This window comes from Paraburkholderia sp. EG287B (assembly GCF_040965595.1).
Classification (GTDB): Bacteria; Pseudomonadota; Gammaproteobacteria; order Burkholderiales; family Burkholderiaceae; genus Paraburkholderia.
On sequence record NZ_JBFRCG010000007.1, the window covers coordinates 80,768 to 102,820 of the forward strand.

Below are 22,053 nucleotides of genomic sequence, written 5' to 3' on the forward strand. Positions count from 1 at the left end.
TCCGGGGGAACCCTGGCGCGTGCTTTCTTCAGTCTTTCACGAGCGCCAGTTGCTCCAGCTGGCGCACGACTTCGGCGCGCAGGCGCGGCGGCATGTTCTGGTAGCCGAGCAGGTCGGAGATCCACAAGCCGTCCGCGGCGAGCCGGCAGATCATGAGGCGGGCGGCGGCTTCGAGCGGCAGCGGGTCGGGGCGCGTCCACTTGCGCATGGGCGCGGCGTAGCGCTCGCGAATCGCGGGGTCCGTCATCATCGCGGCCACCAGCACGCGCAGCACGTTGGTGCTGGCAGCGGGGCTCGTTTCGTCGAGCGTGGTGTGCAGGTAGGCGCGCGCGGCGGCGCCGTGTTTCGGCGCGCCCTGCGCCACGCCTTCGTCGATGCGCGTGTGCATCTGCTGCTCGAAGCGCGTGAGCGTCTGCTCGAAGAGGGCATCGAGCAAGCCCTGCTTGTTGGCGAAGTGATACTGCAGCGCGCCCTTGGTCACGCCCGCGCGTTCGGCCACGGCATCGAGCGTCACGGCGGGCACGCCTTGATCGGTGGCGATATCGGAAGCCGCTTGCAGCAACTGCGCGCGCACCTGGACCGGGGCTTTCTTGCGGCGCGTGCCGGCGGCGGGCGCCGCGTCCTTGCGTGGGGAACGGGACTTCGGGGCCGGAGAGGCCGGTGGAGCCGAGGGGGCCGCTGCGTCAGCCGCCTTCGCGCTGCGCCTTGTCGCGCGCGCGGGCGCCTTGACGGAGGAGTCTTTCATGGCGGCGATCATACCATTGCAGGCGTCGCTGCTAAACATTCCGTACGGATGGTATGATCCGCCGATGAAAAATTCCAACCCGCCTTTTACCGCCTCTGCAGCCGCCATGGCGGCGCTCGACGCCTCGATCGTTCGCGGCCGCGAGGCGCTCGTGCGAGAGCAGGACGCCGATGGAAGCTGGTGCTTCGAACTCGAATCGGACGCTACGATCACTGCCGAATACATCCTCATGATGCATTTCATGGGCAAGATCGACGTGGTGCGTCAGGAGAAGATGGCGCGCTATCTGCGCGCGATCCAGCGTTTGCAAACGCACGGCGCATGGGACCTCTACGTGGATGGCGCGCCCGATGTCTCGTGCAGCGTGAAGGCGTACTTCGCGCTGAAGGCGGCGGGGGATTCGGCGAATGCGCCACACATGGTGCGTGCGCGGGAGACCATTCTGAAGCTCGGCGGCGCGGCGAAGTCCAACGTGTTTACGCGCATTCTGCTCGCCACCTTCGGTCAGGTGCCATGGCGCGCCACGCCGTTCATGCCGATCGAATTCGTGCTGTTCCCCAGGTGGGTGCCCATTTCGATGTACAAGGTCGCCTACTGGGCGCGCACGACCATGGTGCCACTGCTCGCGCTCTGTTCGCTGAAGGCGCGCGCGGCCAATCCGCATGACGTGTCGATCGCCGAACTGTTCGTGACGCCCCCCGACGAGGAGCGCGAATACTTTGCGCGCGGCAAGGGCATCCGCCGGTTCTTTCTCGCGGCTGACCGCGCGCTGCGCCATCTCGAGCCGCTGCTGCCGCGCGCGCTGCGCCAACGTGCCATGAAGCACGCCGAAGCCTGGTGCGCCGAGCGCATGAACGGCGAGGACGGCATGGGCGGCATCTTTCCGCCTATCGTCTACAGCTACCAGATGATGCAGGTGCTTGGGTATCCTGAGGATCATCCGTTACGCCGCGATTGCGAGAATGCGCTGGAAAAGCTGCTCGTCGAGCGCCCGGACGGCAGCGTGTATTGCCAGCCGTGTCTCTCGCCGGTGTGGGACACGGCGTGGAGCACGATGGCGCTCGAGCAGGCGCGCACGGTCGCGCCCGCCGATCCGGCGTCGGCCGCGATCAGCGACACGGAACTGCAGCAGCGCATTGCGCGCGCGTACGACTGGCTCGCCGAGCGCCAGGTGGAGGACGTGCGCGGCGACTGGATCGAGAACGCGCAGCCCGACACGCCGGTTGGCGGCTGGGCCTTTCAGTACGAGAACCCGTACTATCCCGACATCGACGATACGGCCGTGGTCGCCGCCATGCTCCATCGGCGCGGCCTTGGGGAGGCGCGCAAAACGGGCGTGGACCCGTATGCGGCGCGCGTCGCGCGCGCGCTCGACTGGATGCGCGGCCTGCAATCGCGCAACGGCGGCTTCGGAGCCTTCGACGCCGATTGCGACCGTCTCTATCTGAACGCGATCCCCTTCGCGGATCACGGCGCCTTGCTCGACCCGCCTACCGAAGACGTGTCGGGCCGCGTGCTGCTGTGCTTCGGCGTGACGGGCCGCGAGGAGGACAAGGCCTCGCTCGCGCGCGCCATTCAGTACGTGAAGGCCACCCAGCGCGCCGACGGCAGCTGGTGGGGCCGCTGGGGCACCAACTACATCTACGGCACGTGGAGCGTGCTGGCGGGTCTCGCGCTCGCGGGCGAAGACCCAAATCAGCCGTACATCGCACGCGCGCTCGCCTGGCTGCGCGCACGCCAGCATGCCGATGGCGGCTGGGGCGAGACCAACGACAGCTATCTCGACCCGCGTCTTGCCGGCACCAACGGCGGCGAAAGCGCGTCGAACTTCACCGCATGGGCGCTGCTCGCGCAAATGGCCTTCGGCGACTGGGAATCCGAGTCGGTGCGGCGCGGCGTGGCGTATCTGCTATCCGTGCAGCAGGAAGACGGATTCTGGTGGCATCGCTCGCACAATGCGCCGGGGTTCCCGCGCATTTACTACCTCAAGTATCACGGGTACACGGCCTATTTCCCGCTGTGGGCGCTGTCGCGTTACCGGCGGCTCGAGGGCGGTGCGGTCGCGGTGCGGGAAGCGGAAGAAGCCGCGCTCGCAGTCTGAATGCGAAGCGGGGCGCAAGCGCCCCGCGCGGTTCGCTTAGCGTGACTTCGCCAGCGTAATCGTTTCGAACAACTCATAATTGCCGGTCGGCGTTTGATCCGCACCGGGCGCGTGATAGTAGTTCATCGTGATCGTCGTCTTGCCGCCGTGCGAGCCGGGATCGACGTCGAACACCGCAATGCCGTAGCCCGTGCCCGTATCGCGCTGCGCCGACCAGATCGCGTCTTCGAGCGCATCCGCCGTGGGGCGTGCGAACGTGCCCGCGGTCGTGCCCGCCACCGGGTGGTTGGGCTTCGTGAACACCTGGGCCTGCGGATTGCCGTTGCCGGCGTCCACGCCATACACGTCGAGCGGCGCGCTCGTGCCGCCGCCGCCGAGGATCAGGTGGATCGTGCCGTGGCTCGTGTCGAAGGTGTTGCCCGTGCCTTGGGCGTGCGTGACGGGACGCGGCTGAAGCGTGTCGACGCTCGCGCCGGTCTTCGCATCGACGCCCGCGTGATGATTGCAGCCGCGCACCGGGTAGCTGCGCTCGTAGTCGTGATCGTGGCCGCACACTACGAGGTCCACGCCATAGCGGTCGAAGAGGGGCAGCCACGCTTCGCGTATGCCCTTGTCCGAGCCGTTGCCAGTCTTCGACGAACTGAGCGCGTCCTGGTGCATCTGCACCACGATCCAGTCGATATCGTCGTCCTCTCTTGCCAGCTTCAGGGTTTGCTCTAACCAGCGCGTCTGCACGCCGTTGCTGTAGCCGCGCACGTAGAACGACGTGCCCGGCTGAACCGGCGCGTTGCCCGTGCTCGCCGCGGGCACGAGCGGCGACGGGCCGGCCACGAACGCGGCGGCGTCCTGGTAGACCACGTCGTCGGCGTCGAGCGAGACGAACAGCACGTTGCTCACGCGGAAGCTGTACCAGCGGCCCGAAAACTGCGTGCCGTTATGCGGCAGCGTATAGCGCGTGAGATACGAATTCAGACCCTGCGGGCCGTTGTAGAACTCGATCTCGTGATTGCCGGGGCAAGGCATCCACGGACGATTCGCGGACGACGTCTGATTGTTGTTGCCGAAGTCGCGCCACACGTCGGTCTGGTGCGCGGGATTCAGGTTCGCGTAGCAGAGGTCGCCATTGAGCAGATGAAAGAGCGGCTGGAAGCGCTCCACGGCCTCGACGGCGAAGCGGCTTTGCGGCGACGACAGCACCCAGCCCGTGTTCGGCGTGGCGAGGTCGCCGTAGCTCGTGAAGCGGAACTTGGCGCGCCCGCGCGGCGCCGTGGTGAAGCTCGACGAAAACGGGCTGCCCGCGTGGCTGTCGTTATCGGCGGTGACTTCATAGCGGTAGGTGGTGGCCGGGTCCAGCCCATGCAGCCGCGCGTGATACGTGAAGACGACGACGCCGGTGAGCCCGTCGGTATAGGTGCGTTGAATGGCGTGCACCGTCTCGCGTTTGCCGCGATCGGCGCTGTAGATCACGCGCGGATTCGTGGAGGAGGCGAGCGATGCCCACGACACGACGACTTCGCGTGTCGGGTCTTCGCCCCAGGTGAGGTGGATCTGCTCGGGCGTGCCGTCGGGTGTGTTGGCGTCGGCTTTCGCACTGCCCGCGAAAGCGCCGGCCGCGCTCGCGAAGCCGGAAGCGCCGGCAAGCTTGAGGAAGCCGCGGCGCGAGACACTGGCGCCGCTTTCGGTGGATGCATTCTCGGGGATGTCTTTATTCGTCATGTCGTCTCGCCTCGGGAGCAGAAGGCGAAGCCTGCGCTGGCGGACTTGCATGACTGACGCGCGCGGGCGCAAGCATCGCAGGGTGAGTGTCTGCGCAACGATGGCGCGCTTGCATGACCTGGCGATGACACTGCCCTTATTTTACGCAGCACGACGGGCCGCGCTTGGATCGCGCGGCCCTCGCCTAGCCGTTAAGCATGGGCTTAGAACTTCAGGCGCATGCCTGCCGCGACGACCGCCTGCGTATTGCTGGACGAAGCCGCGAGGTTGTAGATCGACGCATTGCCGAGCACCGGAATCCCTTGCGCGCCCGAAACGCGCTGATAGACGCCTTCCAGATACACGTCGGTGCGGCGGCTCAGCGCGTAGTCGGCTTGCAGCATGAACTGGTTCCAGTGGGGCGACGCGTTGCCCTCCGCACGGCTGACCGACCCGTCCGTATACGTATAGGTGCCGCCCAGGCTCAGTTGCGGCGTGAGCGCGTAACGCCCGTTCACTTCGAAGTTATTGAACGTCAGGTAGTCGGCGTCGAACGCATTGAGCGAGCCGCCCTGGGCGATCTGCGTGGGCTCGGCGACCATCGTGCGCGTGAACACGAGGCCCACCTTCGCCGGCCCGATCGTATAGCTGCCGCCCGCACCGAGCGTGCGCGTGCGTGCCGCCACGGACATCGGATCGTTGTCGGTGCCGCTGCCGGCGCTCAGCGCGCCGTTGGTGGTCGAACCGGGCTCGTTGCCCTGGAAGTACGCCACGGCCAGGTCGATCGGGCCGCCGTTCCACGAAGCGCCCATCGTGTAGGCGTTATTGTTCGCGAAGCCGCCGCCCTGGTTGCTGAACGCGTAGGCGCCTTCCACCTGGAAGCCCGCGTAGGTTGCGCTGCGGAACTTGACGGCGTTGTTCATGCGCACGTCGTTGTTGAGGTTGTCGTTGTCGAACGGGTGCATCGCGATATTGCCGCCGAAGCCGGAGCCCGTGGCCGACATGGGCGCGACCATGTCCACGAGCGCGTCGTACTGGCGCCCGAGCGTGAGGGTGCCGTACTGGTCGCTGGAGAGACCCAGCCACGCCTGCCGGCCGAACAGATAACCGCCGTTGGAGCCCTTGCCGTTGACGACCGAGAAACCGTTCTCGAGGTCGAAGATCGCCTTGAGGCCGCCGCCCAGGTCTTCCGTGCCACGCAGGCCCCAGCGGCTCGTGCTCACGTTGCCGGACTGCATGCCCCACGTCGTGCCATGATCCGTGGGCGACTTCTGATTGCTGACGTAGTCGAGGCCCGCATCGACCGTGCCGTAGAGCGTCACGCTGCTTTGTGCGTGAGCGCTCGTGCAGGCGGCGGCCGCCGCGAGCGCGAGGAGATTCAACAACGCTTTTTTCATTTCGGTTCCGTTGAGAAGGAGAATGCTTCGTGTGTGGCGGAACCGGAAATTTAGGCGAGGGCGATTACGCGAACGTGTCGAAAATGGCCCCTAAAATGAAACTTCGTTCAGGTTCTTGATACGTTCGGTTCATGGGAAAATCGCGTCGCCATATTTTGTTGATAAGTCAACCATAGATGCCACGGCTTCCCGTGCGCGGGTGCGGCTTGATGGGGCCCAAGGCAGCGCCGGCGCCCCGGGCGTCGTTCGCGCTTCGGTCAATCGACGATCTTCTTCGTCACCACGAGCGCGATCACGAGGAACACCACGCACAGCACCACAAAGATAAAGAACAGGATCTTCGCAATCGCGGCCGCGCCGGCCGCAATCCCCGTGAAGCCAAACAGGGCCGCGATCACGGCGATCACGGCAAAGAACAGGGCCATTTTTAGCATGATCGGTTTCCTCCTCGCGTGAAGGCGCCGCCACATGGGCCGCGCTGCTCGATGGACGACAGCGCACCTGTCCAGCAATCGATGTGCCCGGCGGGGGCGCCCAACCGGGCGGGAAGGAAAAACGGCCCGGCGTGCGGAGGCACACGCCGGGCCAACACGGCGCCGCACAGGGGAGCACGGCGCCGTCGAGGGTCGAAAACGAACTGAATGGTCGCGCGACTGCAGGCGCGTAGCGCTTACAGGAAGGACGTCCCGTCGATATAGGCCTTGCGCCAGCGCACGATCTTCACGCTCTCGAACAGGCCGACGTGCGTGAACGGATCCTGCGCGATGAAGCGTTCGGCTTCCTCGCGGGTTTCGAGGTCGACGATATAGATGCCGCCGCCTGCGCTGCTGCCGTCGTCGTTGAGCTTCGCGCCGCAGGCCAGCAACAGGGCCTTGTTTTGCGCGAGAAACGCCAGATGCGCATCGCGCTCGCGTGTCCGCACTTCGGCGTGACCGGGCTTGTCGAACGTTTCGATCAGAAAAGGCATGGCGCGTTCCTCTCAGTTGGGCACGATGGCCGACGGATGCTGGGCGAGCGGCGTCACGCTGATCTTCAGGAACGGGAAGAGCGGCAACGCGGTAAGCAGCGTATGGAGTTCGTCGTTCGATTCGACATCGAACACGCTGTAATTCGCGTATTCGCCGGCCACGCGCCACAGGTGGCGCCACTTGCCTTCTCGTTGCAGCTTCTGCGAAAACGCTTTTTCCTCGGCCTTGAGGGCGTCGGCGAAGGCGGCGTCGGTGCCGTGCGGAATCTGCACCTGCATGTGCACGAGAAACAGCATGGATAGTCTCCGGTGAGGATGGGGTTCAGTAAGGGGCGCCGATAAGAGCCAATCAGCCCCAGGCGAGAATCGCGACCGAATACACGATGCCGATCCAGAACATCATGATGACGTGTAGCCCATGATGTCCTTGAGCTTGAGCTTCGAAAGCGCGAGGGCGGGCAAGATCCAGAACGGCTGCACGAGGTCGTTCCAGGCATTGCCGAGCATCACGGCCGTGGAGGTATGGCCCACGGAGGCGCCGATGGTCTTCGCCGCTTCGATCATGAACGGTCCCTGGATGACCCAGTGGCCACCGCCCGAAGGCGCGAAGAAGTTGATGACGAACGAGCTGATCAAGCCCCAGAACGGCAGCGTGGCCGGCGTCGCGATTTTCACGAAGGCCTCGGAAAACGTATTGACGAGACCCGAAGACGCCATGATCGCCATGATGCCCGCGTAGAACGGGTACTGCAGAATGATGCCGCTGATCGTGCGAATGCCTTCGTTGAGTTTCTCAACATAGCGGATCGGCGTGCCGAGCAGCAGGATGCCGAGGAACAGGATGAAGAAGTTGATGACGTTCAGGTCGATCGAGCCGCCCTGCACGAAGTGCAGCGCGACATAGCCCATGCCGATCAGGCCGATCACGTAGCTCAGCAGACGGCTGTTGTTCAGGCGGTTGGCGAGCGTGTTGCCTTCGTCAAGATCCACGCCGAGCGCCGCGGCCTTCTGCTGTTTTTCTTCCTGGGCGCGGTCGATTTCCTTGATCGGCTGACCGGGCTTGGGGTGCAGCCATGCGTTCAGCAGCGGCAGCGTGATGAGGGTCACGAGGCTCGTGATGAGCATGGTGGGCGAGAAGATCGTTTCGGAGAGCGGAATGACGCCCATTTGCCCTTCGAGTGGATGGCCCTTCGTGGAGATCAGCACGGGAATGCTGGCCGAAAGCCCGAGGCCGTAGAGCGTAAAGCCGCTATACGCCGAAGCGATGATGAGCGGGTAGTGCACGCCTTTCACACGCAGCGCGAGCTTGCGCGCGACGATGCCGCCCACCACGAGGCCGAAGCCCCAGTTCAGATAGCTGCCGATGCCGCCCACCAGCGTGGCGACGACGATCGCCATGCGCGGATCGTTCACGCGCGCCACCAGGCGGTTCAGAAAGCGGTCGGTGAGCGGCGCGGTCGCGAGCACGTAGCCCATCGCGAGAATCACCGCCATTTGCGTGGTGAACGCGAGCAGCGCCCAGAAGCCCTTGCCCCAGCTCGTGGTGAGCGCCGTGACGGCTTGTCCCTGCACGATCACGGCAAGGGCCATCGTCAGCAAGGTGAGGCCGATCGCGAACACGAACGGATCGGGCAAATACCGGCGCATCAGCTCGGTAAAGAAAGCGGTGACTTTCTGCATGGAAGTGTCTCTATTTGAATCGTAGTAGTTGTCGGGTCTCTTCGGCTCTCGGCGCGCGTTGGACGCGCTTATGAGTCGTCGTGGCTTTGGGTCTTGCGATGGCGGGCGAGATGCATGAGCTGGCGGTCGCGCCAGCCCACACGCTCGTCCCATTGATCGAGCGGCAGCGCCGCGCGCCTCGCCGCCTCGACCTGGGCGACGAGTTCGGGCGTCCACGGGTCGTGCTGGCCGCGTTCGGCGCCCATGCGTGCGTACGAAGGGCCCATCTTCTGCGCATGCGAGGCGATGCCGCCGCGTGTGTTCAGATCGACGGTCTCGAATGGGCCGATCACCGACCAGCGCGGGCCGAGGCCTTCGCGCATCACGGTGTCGATGTCTTCCACCGACGCCACGCCGTCGCGCACGAGGCAATACGCTTCGCGCAGCACGGCGCCTTGCAGGCGGTTGAAGATGAAGCCTTCCACTTCGTGCTTCACGCGCACGGGCTTCATTCCCGCTTCGGCGTAGAGCGCGATTGCGCGCGCGGCCGCCGCTTCGGACGTGAACGGTGCGGGCACGACCTCGATCACGGGCACGAGGTAGGGCGGGTTGCCGGGATGGGCGACGAGGCAGCGCGCGCGACCGGGCAGCGTAGCGTCGACGAATTTCGAGGCCGCGAGAAACGACGAAGCGCTCGCGAGAATCGCTTCGGGCGGCGCGGCGCGGTCGAGCTGCGCGAAGAGCTCGCGCTTGAGTTCGGCGCGCTCGGGTGCGCATTCCTGCACGAGATCGGTTTGCGCCACGGCGGCTTCGAGCGTCTCGACGATCGTGACGCGCGCGGCGATTGCCTGCGCGCTTTCGTCGAGCAGGGCGTATTGCGTGAGATCGTCGAGACGCAGCGCAATCTCTGCACGCGCCGCGGCGCGGCGTGCGACGTCGGGATCGTAGAGGCGCACGCGCCAGCCGGCCCGCGCAAAGCAGATCGCGAACGCCACGCCGATGCTGCCCGCGCCGATAATGCCGGCGCGTCGTGGTTCGCAGGCTTGCACAGGCGTTTGGGGAGCCGCCATCGTCAAACTCCCGCGACGCCGACGGTCATGCCGCCGCACACGTAGAGCACCTGGCCGGTCACGAAGCCGCTGCGCGCGTCGAGCAGATACGAGGCCGCGTGCGCGACATCGTCGGGCGTGCCTACGCGCTTGACGGGCACGGCGTTGATGATCGCTTCGGTGCGCGGCGCGCCGGGCGGGTTGGCGCGGTCGAACAGTTCGGTGCGGATCGGACCCGGGCCAATGGCATTCGCGGTCACGCCGAGTGCGCCGAGTTCGAGCGCCCATACGCGCGTCATGCCGATCAACGCGGCCTTGGTGGCCGAATAGGCCGTACGCAGCTCTTTACCGAGCGCGGCGCGCGACGACATGTTGACGATGCGCCCGAAGCCCGCGGCCTTCATGCCGGGCAACAGCGCCTGCATGCACTGCTGCGCGCAGCGCACGTTCAGCGACCATGCGCGTTCGAGTTCTTCGAGCGACTGGTGCTCGGCGTCGTTGGGCACGACCACGCCCACGTTGTTGATGAGGCGCGTGATCGGGCCGCCTTTGAGCGCGCGGGCGAGCGCGGCTGCCGTGGCCTCGATGTCGGAGAGATCGGCGATGATGCCGTCGCCCACGCGGTCGATGACGACGGCCTCGTAGCCGTCGGCCTCGCAACGCGCGGCGCAGGCGGCGCCGATGCCGGCAGCGCCGCCGGTAATCAGGACTCTTTCTTTAGCCATGTCTTTCGGGAATACGGATAAAACAAAGGAAAGCGAAGCAGTTCGTCAAACCGTGGCGACAGGCGTGACGGGCGAGCCCATGGCGCCCGGCAGCCGCAGCGGCGGCGCGGTGAGCATGAAGCGCGAGCGCTGGTGCTCGCGCAGCCACTGGGCGAGATCGCGCAAATACCAGAGCTCGCCCAGCGGCAGGCCGAGCTTGAACAGGCAGTGGTGATGCAGCGGCATGAGCGGGTGGTCGCCGGGTGCCGCGGGCGCACGCGCGGGATAGCGTTCGACGGCGTAGTTGTCGGCGGCGAGCGCCGCGATGCCCGAGTCGGTGATCCATTGCAGCAGGCGCTCGTCGCGCCCGTCGAGTGCGCTGCAGTGGCTCGACAACACGGCTTCGTCGGGCTGGCGGTTCATTTCGAGCACCATCTCCGCGAAGCCGGTGCGCAGCACGAGCATGTCGCCGCGCTCGACTTCCACGCCGTCGGCCTCGATCACGCGCATCAGGTCGTCGTAGCCCACGGTGCGAAACTCACGGCCAAAATGCGCGGCGAAATCGATCAGCACGCCGCGGCCTTGCATGCCCTTCACGGCAAGATGCTCGATGCCGAGCACATCGGCATGGCTATGCTCGCCGCCGCACGCGTGAGGCGCGAAGTTGTCGTCCGCGCGATATTCCATCGGGCCGACCACGTCCAGGTTCGCGCGATAGCCGTTGTAGTAGACGCTCTCGGCCACGCCGTCGCCGTTGGCGTCGAAGCGCGCGCCCACGTGCGCGAGCGAATCCCACTGCGTGGAGTATTGAAGCGAGAGCAGCACCTGATCGTCGCTCACCACGTCGGTCGCGCCCGCAACGTTCCGTGCGAACGGGAAGTTCACATAGGGCAGGCCGTCGCGGAAGGTGGGACGCAGCACCGGCGGATGGCGGCGCACGTTGAGCTTGCTGTCGCCGGGAAAGTCGAGCGGCAGCGAAAGGGTGAACGTGAGACCCGCGCGAATTTCCTGCGCGCCCTTGAGCACCTGCTCGGCGCCGATGAGATTGGGGCGCCCCAATTGATCGCCGGGACCGAAGTCGCCCCAGTTCGAGCCTTCCGGCCGGTTCTTCCAACGCATGCTTGACCCTCCACTTCAGGAATTTCGCGCTACGCGCCTCGCTGCATTCAGCGCCCGAGGCGCTCGATGTGCCTCACGCGGCCAGCAGCGTTGGCGGAATTTGCGCGTACACCTCGAGCAGCGCCTTCACGGCGTGCTGCTCGTTCTTGAGAAGACGCGCCTTGGGCGCGCCGATGACGAGCGCAAACGCCTCGCCATGAATCAGGAATCCGCGCGCGAGGCCGGCTACGTCCTCCACGCTCTCGCCCGTCGAGCGATGCCAGCCGTCCGTCACGCCCTGCTCGACGTCGCGCTCGAACGCACCGCGGTCGATCACCGCGCCGTTGGCCGAGTGCAGCTGCGGCTCGCAGCTGTCGAGCAGTTTGCGGCGCGCGGCCGGGGCGAGAGCGCCGAGCAGCGCCTTGCCCGCGGCGCTCGCAATCGTCATGAAGCCGCCCGGCTCGTCGCTGTAGCGGATCTTCTGGCGCGACTCCATGACGTCGAGATAGACCACGCGGTTGCCCGCAAGCGTGGCGAGCGCGGCGGTTTCGCCGGTCGCGTCGCGCAACGCCGAAAGCAGCGGCTGAAACATCAGCGTGAGCGGGTCCTCGCTGCAGATGTCGCGCGCCACGTGCAAGAGACGCTGCGTGGGGTAGTAGCCCGCCTTCACGCCCGGCGCGTACAGATAGCCTTTGGCCACCATCGTCTGCAACAGCGCGTGGCAGCTCGACAGCGGGATCTCGGTTCGACGCGCAATCTCGCTGTAGATCATCGGTTGCCGGACTTCGGCAAAGAGGTTGATCACGTCGAAGACGCGCACTGCAGTTTTCACATCCATGAGAGTATTATCGGCATACCGATAACCAGCTGACAATACGATTACGGGTAAACACCTAAATCGTCGCAGCGATCGAGCCTGCGCCCGTTCACGTTCAAGCACTTGCGTCTTCGCGTTTTGTAACGTATTGTTTTGATACGTTACGATTCGAGCTATTAGGAGGCAACGTGCATTCACGCTTCGACCGTTTCAAGGCGACTCCGCTCGCCAGCCAGCTGGAAGCCTTGATCGACGCGCCTGGGCGCTATGTGGAATACGCGGTGCTTTCGCGCGTCGGTGTGGCGGCGATTGCCGCCGTGGCCGAGGAAATCGCGCAGAAGTTTCCGGAAATCGGGGAGGACACCACAGCGCGCCAGTACTGCGGCGCGCTGGTTGCCGAGGTGATGCGCCGCCACGGCCACGAAGTCGCGCAGGCGCGCGGCCGCGTGAGCGGGGCACTGTTCAGCTATGGCGCCGTGTTCAGCGCGCAGCCGGTCGTCTTGCCGTTCGAAGCGGTGATCGAAGCGCTCGCAACCATGCCGGAACGCTTCGAGGCGCTCGTCAAGCGCGTGCCCACGAACCAATGGGGGCGCCGGCCAGGCGGCACGGGCTTCTCGTTGCTCGAACACGCATGCCATTTGCGCGATCTCGACGCCGTTTTCGCCGAGCGCTTCAGCGTCGTACGCAAGGCTCAGCTGCCGGAAATCGCATCGGTGGACGGCACGGCGATCGCGGAAGAACGCGAATACATGAAGCAGGATCTCGCCGCCGCGATGGGCGAATTCAGCGAAGGGCGGCGCCGTCTTTGCACCTCGCTCAAACGTCTCACGCCCGAGCAGCGCTTGCGCTGCGGGCTGCGCGACGGCGTGCGGCGCATGACGCTGGAAGAACTCGTGCGCGAGCTGCTCGACCACGACCGTACGCACGGCCTGGAGCTGGAAGAGCTGGAAAGCGAGCTGCAGGAAGCGGCTTAACCCCGCGCCTTCTCCGCCTCCTGATACAGCTCGCGCAGCGACTGCCCGAAAGTGGCGTCGACATCGCGCAGCACGCCCGCGCGCGTGAACATCGCCACCGGCGGCAGCGTCCAGTCGAGCGTGTACGGCACGATCGCCACGCCCGCGAAGTGCACGAGTTCCTCGGCAATATCGGCGGGCACGATCGACACGGCGTTCTCGTTCGTGCTGATCATCTCGCCGATCAGCCGCGACGTGTAGCTCTCCACGATCGGCACGGGCGGCGCCACGCCCGCATGCAGGAAGAGGTCGGAAATCTGCTCGCGGATGGGCGTGTGTGGCGCGCCCAGGATCCAGTCCAGTTCGACCAGCTTTTCCCAGTCGAGCTTGCCGCGCGCGAGCCGCGCCGCGAGCCGGCGGCTGGCAATGAGCCGCGGCTTTTGCTGATGCAGCACCTCGAAACGCAATTGCGAGACGTCAACGGCCGAGGACGCTCGCCCGATCACGATATCGAGCGTATGGTCGCGCAGCTGCGGCAGGAGCGCGTCGCTCGTGCCTTCGTGAATCGTCATGGTCACGCGTTGCGGCAGCCGCGACTGCGTGAGGCGAATGGCGGCGGCGAGCGTGCGTCCCGAGATGAACGGAATCACGCCCACGTGCACGCGCGTGGCGTGGCCGGCCACCACGGCTTCGATGTCGCGCGCGAGGTGGTCGAGGTCGTGCAGCATGGCCTGGGCGCGTGCGAGCACCACGTTGCCGAGCGCCGTGGGCGTCATGCCGCGCGGCGTACGGTCAAACAGCGGCGCGCCGAACATGCTCTCCATTTCAGCCAGCGCGTTGGTGACGGCGGGCTGGCTCGTCGCCATGTGTTCCGCCACGCGCGTGAGCGAGCCGTGCTGGCGGATCTGCAGGAGCAGGACCAGATGGCGCATTTTCAGGCGCGTATTCAACCGCCTCGTCACGTCGTCAATGCTGAAAGACACGATTCCCCAAGGTATTACCAAAAAATGATGGCCCCATACTAAATCAAAATGGACACGTTATGAGGGCTCTCTAGAATCGCCTCATTCGAACACGACCGCCGCGCCTTCCGTGCGCGGGGCACACCACCAGAGTGAGGAACATGAACAAGACCGATCGTCAGGCCGCCCTCGAATATCACGAATTCCCCACCCCGGGCAAGATTTCGGTGACGGCCAGCAAGCCGCTCGTCACCCAGCGCGACCTCGCGCTCGCCTATACGCCGGGCGTGGCCGTGGCCTGCGAGGAGATCGTCGACAATCCGCAGAACTCGTTCCGCTACACGGCGCGCGGCAATCTGGTGGGCGTGATCACGAACGGCACAGCGGTTCTCGGTCTCGGCAACATCGGTGCGCTGGCCTCCAAGCCGGTCATGGAAGGCAAGGCGGTGCTCTTCAAGAAGTTCGCCGGCATCGACGTGTTCGACATCGAAATCACCGAAAGCGACCCGGACAAGCTCGTGGACATCATCGCGAGCCTCGAAGCCACGTTCGGCGGCATCAATCTGGAAGACATCAAGGCTCCCGACTGCTTCACGGTCGAGCGCAAGCTGCGCGAGCGCATGAAGATTCCGGTCTTCCACGACGATCAGCACGGCACCGCCATCACCGTTTCGGCCGCGTTCATGAACGGCCTGAAGGTGATCGGCAAGGACATTTCGAAGGTCAAGGTCGTGACCTCGGGCGCGGGCGCAGCGGCGCTGGCCTGTCTGGACCTCATGGTGGATCTGGGCCTGCCGCTCAAGAACATCTGGGTGACCGACATCGATGGCGTGGTCTACCAGGGCCGCACGACGCTCATGGACCCGGACAAGGAACGCTTCGCTCAGGACACCTCGGCGCGCTCGCTCTCCGACGTGATCGAAGGCGCGGACGTGTTCCTCGGCCTGTCGGCCGGCGGCGTGCTCAAGGCCGAAATGGTCAAGAAGATGGCGGACAAGCCGCTGATTCTCGCGCTTGCCAATCCCACGCCGGAAATCTTCCCCGAGGTCGCGCTCGAAGCGCGCCCGGACGCGGTGCTCGCCACGGGCCGTTCGGACTTCCCGAACCAGGTCAACAACGTGCTGTGCTTCCCGTACATCTTCCGCGGCGCACTCGACGTGGGTGCAACGACCATCACGCGCAACATGGAAATCGCGGCGGTGCACGCCATCGCCAAGCTCGCGGAAGAAGAGCTGAACGATTCGGTGGCGGCCGCCTACGGCGCCTATGATCTGCGCTTCGGCCCGAAGTACCTGATTCCGAAGCCGTTCGACTCGCGTCTGATCGTGCGTATCGCCCCGGCCGTCGCGAAGGCGGCGATGGAAGACGGCGTGGCCACGCGCCCGATCGACGACTTCGGCGCGTACACGAACGAGCTTCAGCAGTTCGTGTATCACTCGGGCGCGTTCATGAAGCCGATTTTCGCGGCCGCGAAGCAGTTCGTGCGTGACGGCGGCAAGTCGCGCATCGTGTTCGCCGAAGGCGAGGAAGAGCGCGTGCTGCGCGCCGTGCAGGTGATCGTCGACGAGAAGCTCGCGCGTCCGATCCTGATCGGCCGTCCGGAAGTGCTGCTCGCCCGCATCGAGAAGTTCGGCCTGCGCCTGAAGCTCGGCGAAGACGTGGAAGTCACGAACCCCGAGTACGACGAGCGCTTCCATCAGTACTGGACGACCTATTGGGAACTGCGCTGCCGCGACGGCATTTCGAAGGAAATGGCACGCGTGGAAATGCGCCGCCGCCTCACGCTGATCGGCGCGATGATGGTGCGCCTCGGCGACGCGGACGGCATGGTGTGCGGCACGGTGGGCGCGTATCACGACCACCTGCGCTTCGTCGACGAGGTGATCGGCAAGCAGCGCAACGCGAATACGTATGCGGCGATGAACATCCTGCTGCTCGACAAGCGCACGGTCGCGATCGTCGACACGCACGTGAACGACAACCCGAACGCCGAGCAGATCGCCGAGTTCACGCTGGCCGCGGCGCGCCAGATGGAATGGCTGAATCTGCAGCCGAAGGTCGCGCTGCTCTCGCGTTCGAACTTCGGCTCGGGCAGCTCGGCCTCGGGCACGAAGATGCGTGAAGTGCTCAAGCTCGTGACGGAAACGAATCCCGATCTGGAAATCGACGGGGAAATGCACGGCGACTGCGCGCTGGACGAGGCCCTGCGCCTGCGTATCCTGCCGCATTCGAAGCTCAAGGGCGCGGCGAACCTGCTCGTGTGCCCGAACGTGGACTCGGGCAACATCGCCTACAACCTGCTCAAGACGGGGGCGGGCAGCAACGTGGCGGTCGGCCCGTTCCTGCTGGGCGTGAACGCGCCGGTGAACGTGCTGACGTCGAGCTCGACGGTGCGACGCATCATCAACATGGCCGCTTTGACCGTGTTGCAGGCGAACCGCGACTGAGTGCAGGCATAGGACGCACGCAGTGCGTCCCGATAAAAAACGCGCGACGGCTTCTGGCTGTCGCGCGTTTTTTCTTTGGCGGGTCAGGGCGCCGTTGCGGCGAGCTGTTCGTCGATCAGGCGGCGGGCCTCACTGTAGCCGCCCATCAGGGCGTCGATATCGGAGTGGAAGGGCAGCCCGGCGGCGTTGTCGATTTTCAGGGGCGAGGGGAAGGCGCGCTCGTCGAGCGCCGCGATACTTACCACCGCTGCATAGCGAGGCCGTTCGATTTCCAGGCGCTCGAGCGGGACCGTGCCATTTGCTTCGACGCCAACGCGGATTGCGTAGCCGCGATATTCATAGGTGCGATTCATGACTGCATTGCCGTACGGATTACAACCTGCAAGGGTACGGCGTGCGAGCTTAAGTCAACCTTAGGTAAGCACTGCATGAACCGGAAGAGACCTTTCTGCGTTGCACACGAATCGAGGCAAGACGAAAGGCGCTGAAAGGCGTTGGTCGGTAAGGTGCGCAAAGAATTATCGTCCGACGATAAAAGCGTTATCGCAGGCGCCTTTCCTTAAGGTTCTCTTCAGCTTGGGGCAGGCACGATCCCATGATCGCTGCCCAGCTTCGCGCGTTGCCATGCGTATGACATTCGCGAGGCGTGGGGTGTAACCAGCCAGACTCGATATCGTTGTCCGCGCAACTTTCTGGAGTGCAGCCCCATGAAGCCGCCGACCGATCGCCTGCACGCCTACCTGTTCGTCGCTTCACTTTCGGCGATCCTCATTCAGGTCGCCGTGTTCATTTCCATTCTCCTGCTGCACGTGCCGGAACGCGCCTTCGAGTCGTCGCCGTTTCGCGTGGCCGTGGTCGCGGCCATCGTCTGCGTGCTGCTCGTCGTGCGCCGGCAGGCGCGGCGTGCCACGCGCGAGGCCGAGTCCCGCAACCGCAGTCAGGCGAAGCTGCGTGCCACGCGCGCGGCGTGCGCCTCGAAGCGCGCGGCCCGCGCGCCGCTGCGGGCGCGCCATATCCGCAACGCGATGACAGTGGCTGCGGCCCGTTCCAGCGCACGTTGAGGCGCCGGGCGCGCGAGCGTCAGCCGTCCACTGGCGGGGCGGGCATCTCCAGATTGAGCTGGTAGAACGCGGCGTCGAGCCAGCGTCCGAACTTGAATCCTGCTTCCTTGATCGTGCCCGAGTGCGTGAAGCCCAGCTTGTCGTGCAGCGCGATGCTGCCGGCATTGGTGGCGTCGATGCAGCCGACGATCACGTGAATCTGTTCCTCACGGGCGCGGCGGATCAACTCGAGCAGCAGGCGTTCGCCGAGGCCACGGCCGCGCTGGTCGCGGTGCACGTACACGCTGTGCTCGACCGTGTACTTGTTGGCGGGAAACGCGCGAAACGTACCCCAGCTCGCGAAGCCGAGCAGCGTGCCGGCCTCGTCTACGGCGCCCACCACCGGAAAACCGTTCTCGCGCTTGGTGCCGAACCACGTGACCATCGCCTCGGGCGGACGCGGCTTGTAGTCGTAGAGTGCCGTTGAATTGACGATCGCGTCGTTGAGGATCTCGAGAATCGCCGAGGCGTGGTCCGTTTCGTTGCAATCGATGAAGCGGACGCCATCGCTGCGTGAGTTCGAATTCATGGGGAATCCTCTTTAAATGTATAGGGTGAAAGATCGCGGCGTATGACGCGGGTTCAAAGACCGCTTGCGTCGCAAATGGCGACGACGTAGCGCGCGGCCTGCGAGCCCGGATTGCTGAAGATGAGCGGCTGATCGAGCCGCATGGCGAGGCAATCGCCCGCGTGAAGCGCATGCCGTTCAGTGCCCAGTTCCACGTCGATCCGTCCTTCCATCACCCAGACCTGCTGGTGAATCACAGTCTCGCGGCTGCCCGTTTCGTAGGCTACGCGCGCGCCGGCCGGGAAATCCACTTCGACCAGCTGGATCGGCGAAGGCCAGTTGGGCGGCGACACGCTCCGGCGCGTATAGCCCGATTGCGGGTCGCGCCACTGCGCCTGCTGCGCGCGGCGCACCAGCGGCTCGGCGGGCGCGCTCTCGCCGCTGGCGCCGAACAGGCTCGCCATCGAGACCGACAGCCCCGCCGCGAGCTTTTCGAGCACCACGGCCGTGGGGCTGGCGGCGCCGCGTTCGATCATCGAAATCATCGAACGGCTCACGCCGCTGCGCGTGGCAAGCGCGTCGAGCGTGAGGCCGCGCGTGGCGCGCAGGTCGCGCACACAGCGGGCAATGCGCTCGTTGATGCCGGCGTCGGTCGGGGTATCCATGGGGTTTGTTTCCAAGATGATGGAGTCATTATCCAGTAAATTGGAAATTAAGGTCAATAAAAAAGCGTGCGGCCCAGTATCAGGGCCACACGCTCCGCAGGGTTATGCCTTTTCCGGCAGGAACCAGTTCATCACGAGCGCACAGATGCCGCCCGTTGCGACGCCCGACTCCAGCACGTTCTTGAGCGCATGCGGCAGGCTCGTCAGAATCTCCGGTACCTGCGAGACGCCGAGGCCCAGCGCGAGCGACACAGCGATGATGAGCAGCGCGCGGCGGTCGAGGCGCGTGCCCGCGAGGATGTTGATGCCCGAAGCGGCCACCGCGCCGAACATCACCATGGCCGCGCCGCCCAGCACGGGCTCGGGCACGGCCTGCAGCACGCCGGCCACGGGCGGGAAGAGGCCCAGCACGACGAGCATGCCCGCGATCCAGAGCCCGACGTGGCGGCTGGCAATGCCGGTGAGCTGGATGACGCCATTGTTCTGCGCGAACACGGAGCTGGGAAACGTGTTGAAAAAGCCAGCGAGCAGCGAGTTGAAGCCGTTCACGAGCACGCCGCCCTTGATGCGCCGCATCCACACGGGACCTTCCACCGGCTCCTTCGAGACCTTGCTGGTGGCGGTGACGTCGCCGATCGCTTCGAGCGAGGTCACGAGGTAGATGATCAGCATGGGAACGAAGAGCGACCACGAGAAGCCCAGGCCGAAATGCAGCGGGGTCGGAATCTGGAACAGCGCGGCTTCGCGCGCGCCGGTGAAGTCGAGCCGGCCCATTGCGCCCGCAACGATGTAGCCGATGGCGAGGGCGATGACGAGCGCCGTGCTGCGCACCCAGACGACGGGCACGCGGTTGAGCACGATGATGGCGCCGAGCACGAGGCCCGAGAGCGTGAGGTTCTGGACGCTCGCGAAGTTGCCTTTGGCGATGGCGCCATAGCCGCCGCCCATGCTGATCAGGCCGACCTTGATGAGCGTGAGGCCGATCAGCAGCACGACGATGCCGGTGACGAGCGGGGTGATGAGCCGCTTGATGAAGGGCAGGATGCGCGACACGGCCATTTCGACGAACGAACCCGCTATGACGACGCCGAAGATGGCGGCCATCACGGTTTCGACGGCCGTGCCCTGCTTGACCATCAGGCTGCCGCCCGCGATGAGCGGGCCGACGAAGTTGAAGCTCGTGCCCTGCACGATGAGCAGGCCCGCGCCGAGCGGCCCGACGCGCTTGCATTGCAGGAACGTGGCGATGCCGGAAATCACCAGCGACATCGAGACGATCAGCGTGGTGTCGCGGCTGGAGACGCCCAGCGCCTGGCAGATCAGGAGCCCAGGTGTCACGATCGGCACGAGGATCGCGAGCAGATGCTGGAGCGCGGCCACGAAGGCGATGGTGGGCGCGGGGCGGTCGTTGGGGCCGTAGACGAGGTCGTGGGTGAGTTCGGTGTCGTTCGCGTCGCGGGTAGCGGCGGGCGAGGTCGATGGAGCGGAGTGCATCGGGCGCGGCGGGTGAAAAGGGAAAGCGCAGCATTCTAACGGAAGCTCAGGGGGAACCCTGGGCGCGCCCGCTTCAGGGCGCGCCCAGGAACGGCGCGCCGGCGTCCCGCTATTTGCCGTTGCGCTCCCGCGCCTGCTCGGCGAGCGCCTTGTAGTCGTAGGTCGGATAGAACTCCGTGCGATAGCCGCCCCACGCGGTCTGCTCGATCGCGCGGTTCACCTCGCGCAGCCGGTCGGCGGGCACGCGCAGCGTCACGACCTGGCCGATCCCCATCATCACGTACCACGAGACCACTTCGATGCCGGGCGGCGGAAAGGCCTTGTAGAAGCCCTGTTCCGCGAGTTGCTGATTGATCTTCGGCAGCGGCTTCGACTCGTCGTGCTTCAGGAAGATCGTCAGGAGGAAGGTGCCGTCGCCGGCGGGCGTGGCGGGGGCGGCAGGCGCAGCCGGGGGCGTCGCGCCGGGGTTCGTTTGCGCGGCGACGGGCAGCGGGGCCCACAGCGGGGCCAGCATGGCGGCCACGGCGGCGCCTGCAATCCATTTGCGTACGGCATGCATCGGCTTTCTCCTGATTCGGGTGGGCAAGCCCTTACAATAGGTCGGTCCTCACTTGCCTGCCAAACGAGCCAATGACACGAGATCCTCGCCTCACCCTGAACGCGCGCCAGCAGGAAATGCTCGAATGGGTGCAACGCGACGGCTTCGTCACGGTCGACGATCTCGCCTCGCATTTCGACGTCACGCCGCAAACCATTCGCCGCGACGTGAACTGGCTCGCCGACATGAATCTGCTGCGCCGCTATCACGGCGGCGCGAGCCTGCCCACGAGTTCGGAGAACGTCTCGTACAGCGCGCGGCAGCACATGTTCCATGATGAGAAGCGCCGCATCGCGGCGCTGGCGGCCCAGCACATTCCCGACCAGGCCTCGCTCTTCATCAACCTCGGCACCACGACCGAGGAAGTCGCGCGCGCGCTCAATCATCATCAGGGCCTGCGCGTCGTCACGAACAACCTCAACGTGGCGAGCGTGATGAGCGGCTACCCCGACTGCGAAGTGATGATCACGGGCGGCGTCGTGCGGCCCTGGGACAAAGGCATCGTCGGCGAACACACCATCGACTTCATCCGCCAGTTCAAGGTGGATTACGCGATCATCGGCACCTCGGCCATCGAGACCGACGGCACGCTGCGCGACTTCGACACGCGCGAAGTCCGCGTGGCGCAGGCCATCATCGAGCATGCACGCACGGTCTATCTCGTAGCCGACCATTCGAAGGTCGGCCGCCCGGCGCTCGTGCGCCAGGGGCATCTGAGCCAGATTCACGCGCTCTTCACCGACCAGCCGCTGCCCGAGGAAATGAACGAGGCGGTGCTCGCAGCGGGCACGCAGGTTCACGTCGCCGCGTAAGCCGCGGGATTTTCGTCCGCGCCTTTTCCGGGCGCGTCGTCCGCGCGTTTTCTCCGTCTTCGATCTGAAATCCGGCGCGTTTCGCGAATGGGCGAGGTGTTGCCCATCGGATGCGCGTGCCAACGCGCAAGGCCCCGTTTTCATTCGCGCCTGACGACCGTTCGATCCTGTTCGGTGCATGCTCGTTTACGCACTGCTTTCGGTCAATTTCCCGTAAAACGAAACTTTACTTTTTCGTTCATGTTCGATAAATTTCGAATTCGAACATTTCGAGGTTCGTTT

At 65.4% G+C, this 22,053-nt stretch carries 21 protein-coding genes and 1 pseudogene; 5 read left to right on the forward strand and 17 right to left on the reverse strand.

The window, feature by feature from the left end:
• Nucleotides 1-28 precede the first annotated feature (28 nt).
• Complete coding sequence (locus AB4Y40_RS13775) at nucleotides 29-745, reverse strand: TetR family transcriptional regulator (protein WP_368688159.1); 717 nt, start codon at nucleotides 743-745, stop codon at nucleotides 29-31.
• 64 nt (nucleotides 746-809) lie between these two features.
• On the opposite strand from AB4Y40_RS13775, the gene shc reads away from it, so the two are divergent.
• Nucleotides 810-2,846 carry a squalene--hopene cyclase gene (shc, locus tag AB4Y40_RS13780; protein WP_368688160.1) on the forward strand — a complete coding sequence of 679 codons (2,037 nt, stop codon included), beginning with the start codon at nucleotides 810-812 and terminating at the stop codon, nucleotides 2,844-2,846.
• 36 nt (nucleotides 2,847-2,882) lie between these two features.
• Here the strand turns inward: shc and AB4Y40_RS13785 are convergent, their stop codons facing one another.
• The 10 genes and pseudogenes from AB4Y40_RS13785 to AB4Y40_RS13830 all read right to left on the reverse strand — a co-directional run bounded on the left by AB4Y40_RS13785 (nucleotide 2,883) and on the right by AB4Y40_RS13830 (nucleotide 12,253).
• Entirely contained in the window at nucleotides 2,883-4,562 is a 1,680-nt protein-coding gene (locus AB4Y40_RS13785; protein WP_368688161.1) for a purple acid phosphatase family protein, read from the reverse strand.
• Nucleotides 4,563-4,765: 203 nt separating this feature from the next.
• On the reverse strand, nucleotides 4,766-5,938 hold the full coding sequence (locus AB4Y40_RS13790) for a porin (RefSeq protein ID WP_368688162.1): 1,173 nt from the start codon (nucleotides 5,936-5,938) through the stop codon (nucleotides 4,766-4,768).
• A 257-nt stretch (nucleotides 5,939-6,195) separates the two neighbouring features.
• Nucleotides 6,196-6,372 carry a DUF1328 family protein gene (locus tag AB4Y40_RS13795; RefSeq protein ID WP_028203043.1) on the reverse strand — a complete coding sequence of 59 codons (177 nt, stop codon included), beginning with the start codon at nucleotides 6,370-6,372 and terminating at the stop codon, nucleotides 6,196-6,198.
• A 236-nt stretch (nucleotides 6,373-6,608) separates the two neighbouring features.
• Nucleotides 6,609-6,905 (reverse strand): YciI family protein, encoded by a 297-nt coding sequence (locus AB4Y40_RS13800; RefSeq protein WP_368688163.1) that lies wholly within the window; start codon nucleotides 6,903-6,905, stop codon nucleotides 6,609-6,611.
• Between the two features lie 12 nt (nucleotides 6,906-6,917).
• Entirely contained in the window at nucleotides 6,918-7,202 is a 285-nt protein-coding gene (catC, locus tag AB4Y40_RS13805) for a muconolactone Delta-isomerase (RefSeq protein WP_069266126.1), read from the reverse strand.
• Between the two features lie 52 nt (nucleotides 7,203-7,254).
• Nucleotides 7,255-8,585, reverse strand: a pseudogene (locus tag AB4Y40_RS13810) (short-chain fatty acid transporter).
• A 68-nt stretch (nucleotides 8,586-8,653) separates the two neighbouring features.
• Complete coding sequence (locus AB4Y40_RS13815) at nucleotides 8,654-9,634, reverse strand: 3-hydroxyacyl-CoA dehydrogenase (RefSeq protein WP_368688164.1); 981 nt, start codon at nucleotides 9,632-9,634, stop codon at nucleotides 8,654-8,656.
• A 2-nt stretch (nucleotides 9,635-9,636) separates the two neighbouring features.
• Complete coding sequence (locus AB4Y40_RS13820) at nucleotides 9,637-10,338, reverse strand: SDR family oxidoreductase (protein ID WP_368688165.1); 702 nt, start codon at nucleotides 10,336-10,338, stop codon at nucleotides 9,637-9,639.
• Between the two features lie 45 nt (nucleotides 10,339-10,383).
• Complete coding sequence (locus AB4Y40_RS13825) at nucleotides 10,384-11,436, reverse strand: cyclase family protein (RefSeq protein WP_368688166.1); 1,053 nt, start codon at nucleotides 11,434-11,436, stop codon at nucleotides 10,384-10,386.
• Between the two features lie 73 nt (nucleotides 11,437-11,509).
• Entirely contained in the window at nucleotides 11,510-12,253 is a 744-nt protein-coding gene (locus AB4Y40_RS13830; RefSeq protein WP_368688167.1) for an IclR family transcriptional regulator, read from the reverse strand.
• Nucleotides 12,254-12,420: 167 nt separating this feature from the next.
• On the opposite strand from AB4Y40_RS13830, the gene AB4Y40_RS13835 reads away from it, so the two are divergent.
• Nucleotides 12,421-13,206, forward strand: coding sequence for a DinB family protein (locus tag AB4Y40_RS13835; protein WP_368688168.1), 786 nt, complete (start codon nucleotides 12,421-12,423; stop codon nucleotides 13,204-13,206).
• On the opposite strand, the gene AB4Y40_RS13840 is transcribed toward AB4Y40_RS13835, so the two are convergent.
• Nucleotides 13,203-14,168, reverse strand: a complete 966-nt coding sequence (locus tag AB4Y40_RS13840) for a LysR family transcriptional regulator (RefSeq protein ID WP_069266119.1) — start codon at nucleotides 14,166-14,168, stop codon at nucleotides 13,203-13,205. The two genes, AB4Y40_RS13835 and AB4Y40_RS13840, sit on opposite strands and share 4 nt — an antisense overlap.
• Before the next feature lie 140 nt (nucleotides 14,169-14,308).
• On the opposite strand from AB4Y40_RS13840, the gene AB4Y40_RS13845 reads away from it, so the two are divergent.
• Nucleotides 14,309-16,594, forward strand: a complete 2,286-nt coding sequence (locus AB4Y40_RS13845) for an NADP-dependent malic enzyme (RefSeq protein WP_368688169.1) — start codon at nucleotides 14,309-14,311, stop codon at nucleotides 16,592-16,594.
• 83 nt (nucleotides 16,595-16,677) lie between these two features.
• Here the strand turns inward: AB4Y40_RS13845 and AB4Y40_RS13850 are convergent, their stop codons facing one another.
• On the reverse strand, nucleotides 16,678-16,947 hold the full coding sequence (locus tag AB4Y40_RS13850) for a hypothetical protein (protein WP_368688170.1): 270 nt from the start codon (nucleotides 16,945-16,947) through the stop codon (nucleotides 16,678-16,680).
• A gap of 354 nt (nucleotides 16,948-17,301) precedes the next feature.
• On the opposite strand from AB4Y40_RS13850, the gene AB4Y40_RS13855 reads away from it, so the two are divergent.
• Nucleotides 17,302-17,655, forward strand: a complete 354-nt coding sequence (locus tag AB4Y40_RS13855) for a hypothetical protein (RefSeq protein ID WP_368688171.1) — start codon at nucleotides 17,302-17,304, stop codon at nucleotides 17,653-17,655.
• 19 nt (nucleotides 17,656-17,674) lie between these two features.
• Here AB4Y40_RS13855 and AB4Y40_RS13860 read toward each other — a convergent pair whose 3' ends face one another.
• The 4 genes from AB4Y40_RS13860 to AB4Y40_RS13875 form a co-directional block, all read right to left on the reverse strand.
• The gene (locus AB4Y40_RS13860) at nucleotides 17,675-18,223 is read right to left on the reverse strand and encodes an N-acetyltransferase family protein (protein ID WP_368688172.1); all 549 of its coding nucleotides are present in this window, start codon (nucleotides 18,221-18,223) and stop codon (nucleotides 17,675-17,677) included.
• Between the two features lie 53 nt (nucleotides 18,224-18,276).
• Entirely contained in the window at nucleotides 18,277-18,867 is a 591-nt protein-coding gene (locus tag AB4Y40_RS13865; RefSeq protein WP_368688173.1) for a helix-turn-helix domain-containing protein, read from the reverse strand.
• Nucleotides 18,868-18,969: 102 nt separating this feature from the next.
• Nucleotides 18,970-20,361, reverse strand: coding sequence for a uracil-xanthine permease family protein (locus AB4Y40_RS13870; RefSeq protein ID WP_368688174.1), 1,392 nt, complete (start codon nucleotides 20,359-20,361; stop codon nucleotides 18,970-18,972).
• Nucleotides 20,362-20,470: 109 nt separating this feature from the next.
• Nucleotides 20,471-20,920: a hypothetical protein gene (locus AB4Y40_RS13875; protein ID WP_368688175.1), complete on the reverse strand. Its 450-nt coding sequence runs from the start codon at nucleotides 20,918-20,920 to the stop codon at nucleotides 20,471-20,473.
• 71 nt (nucleotides 20,921-20,991) lie between these two features.
• Between AB4Y40_RS13875 and AB4Y40_RS13880 the strand changes: the two genes are divergently transcribed.
• Nucleotides 20,992-21,771: a DeoR/GlpR family DNA-binding transcription regulator gene (locus AB4Y40_RS13880; RefSeq protein ID WP_254316502.1), complete on the forward strand. Its 780-nt coding sequence runs from the start codon at nucleotides 20,992-20,994 to the stop codon at nucleotides 21,769-21,771.
• The last annotated feature ends 282 nt before the right edge of the window (nucleotides 21,772-22,053 follow it).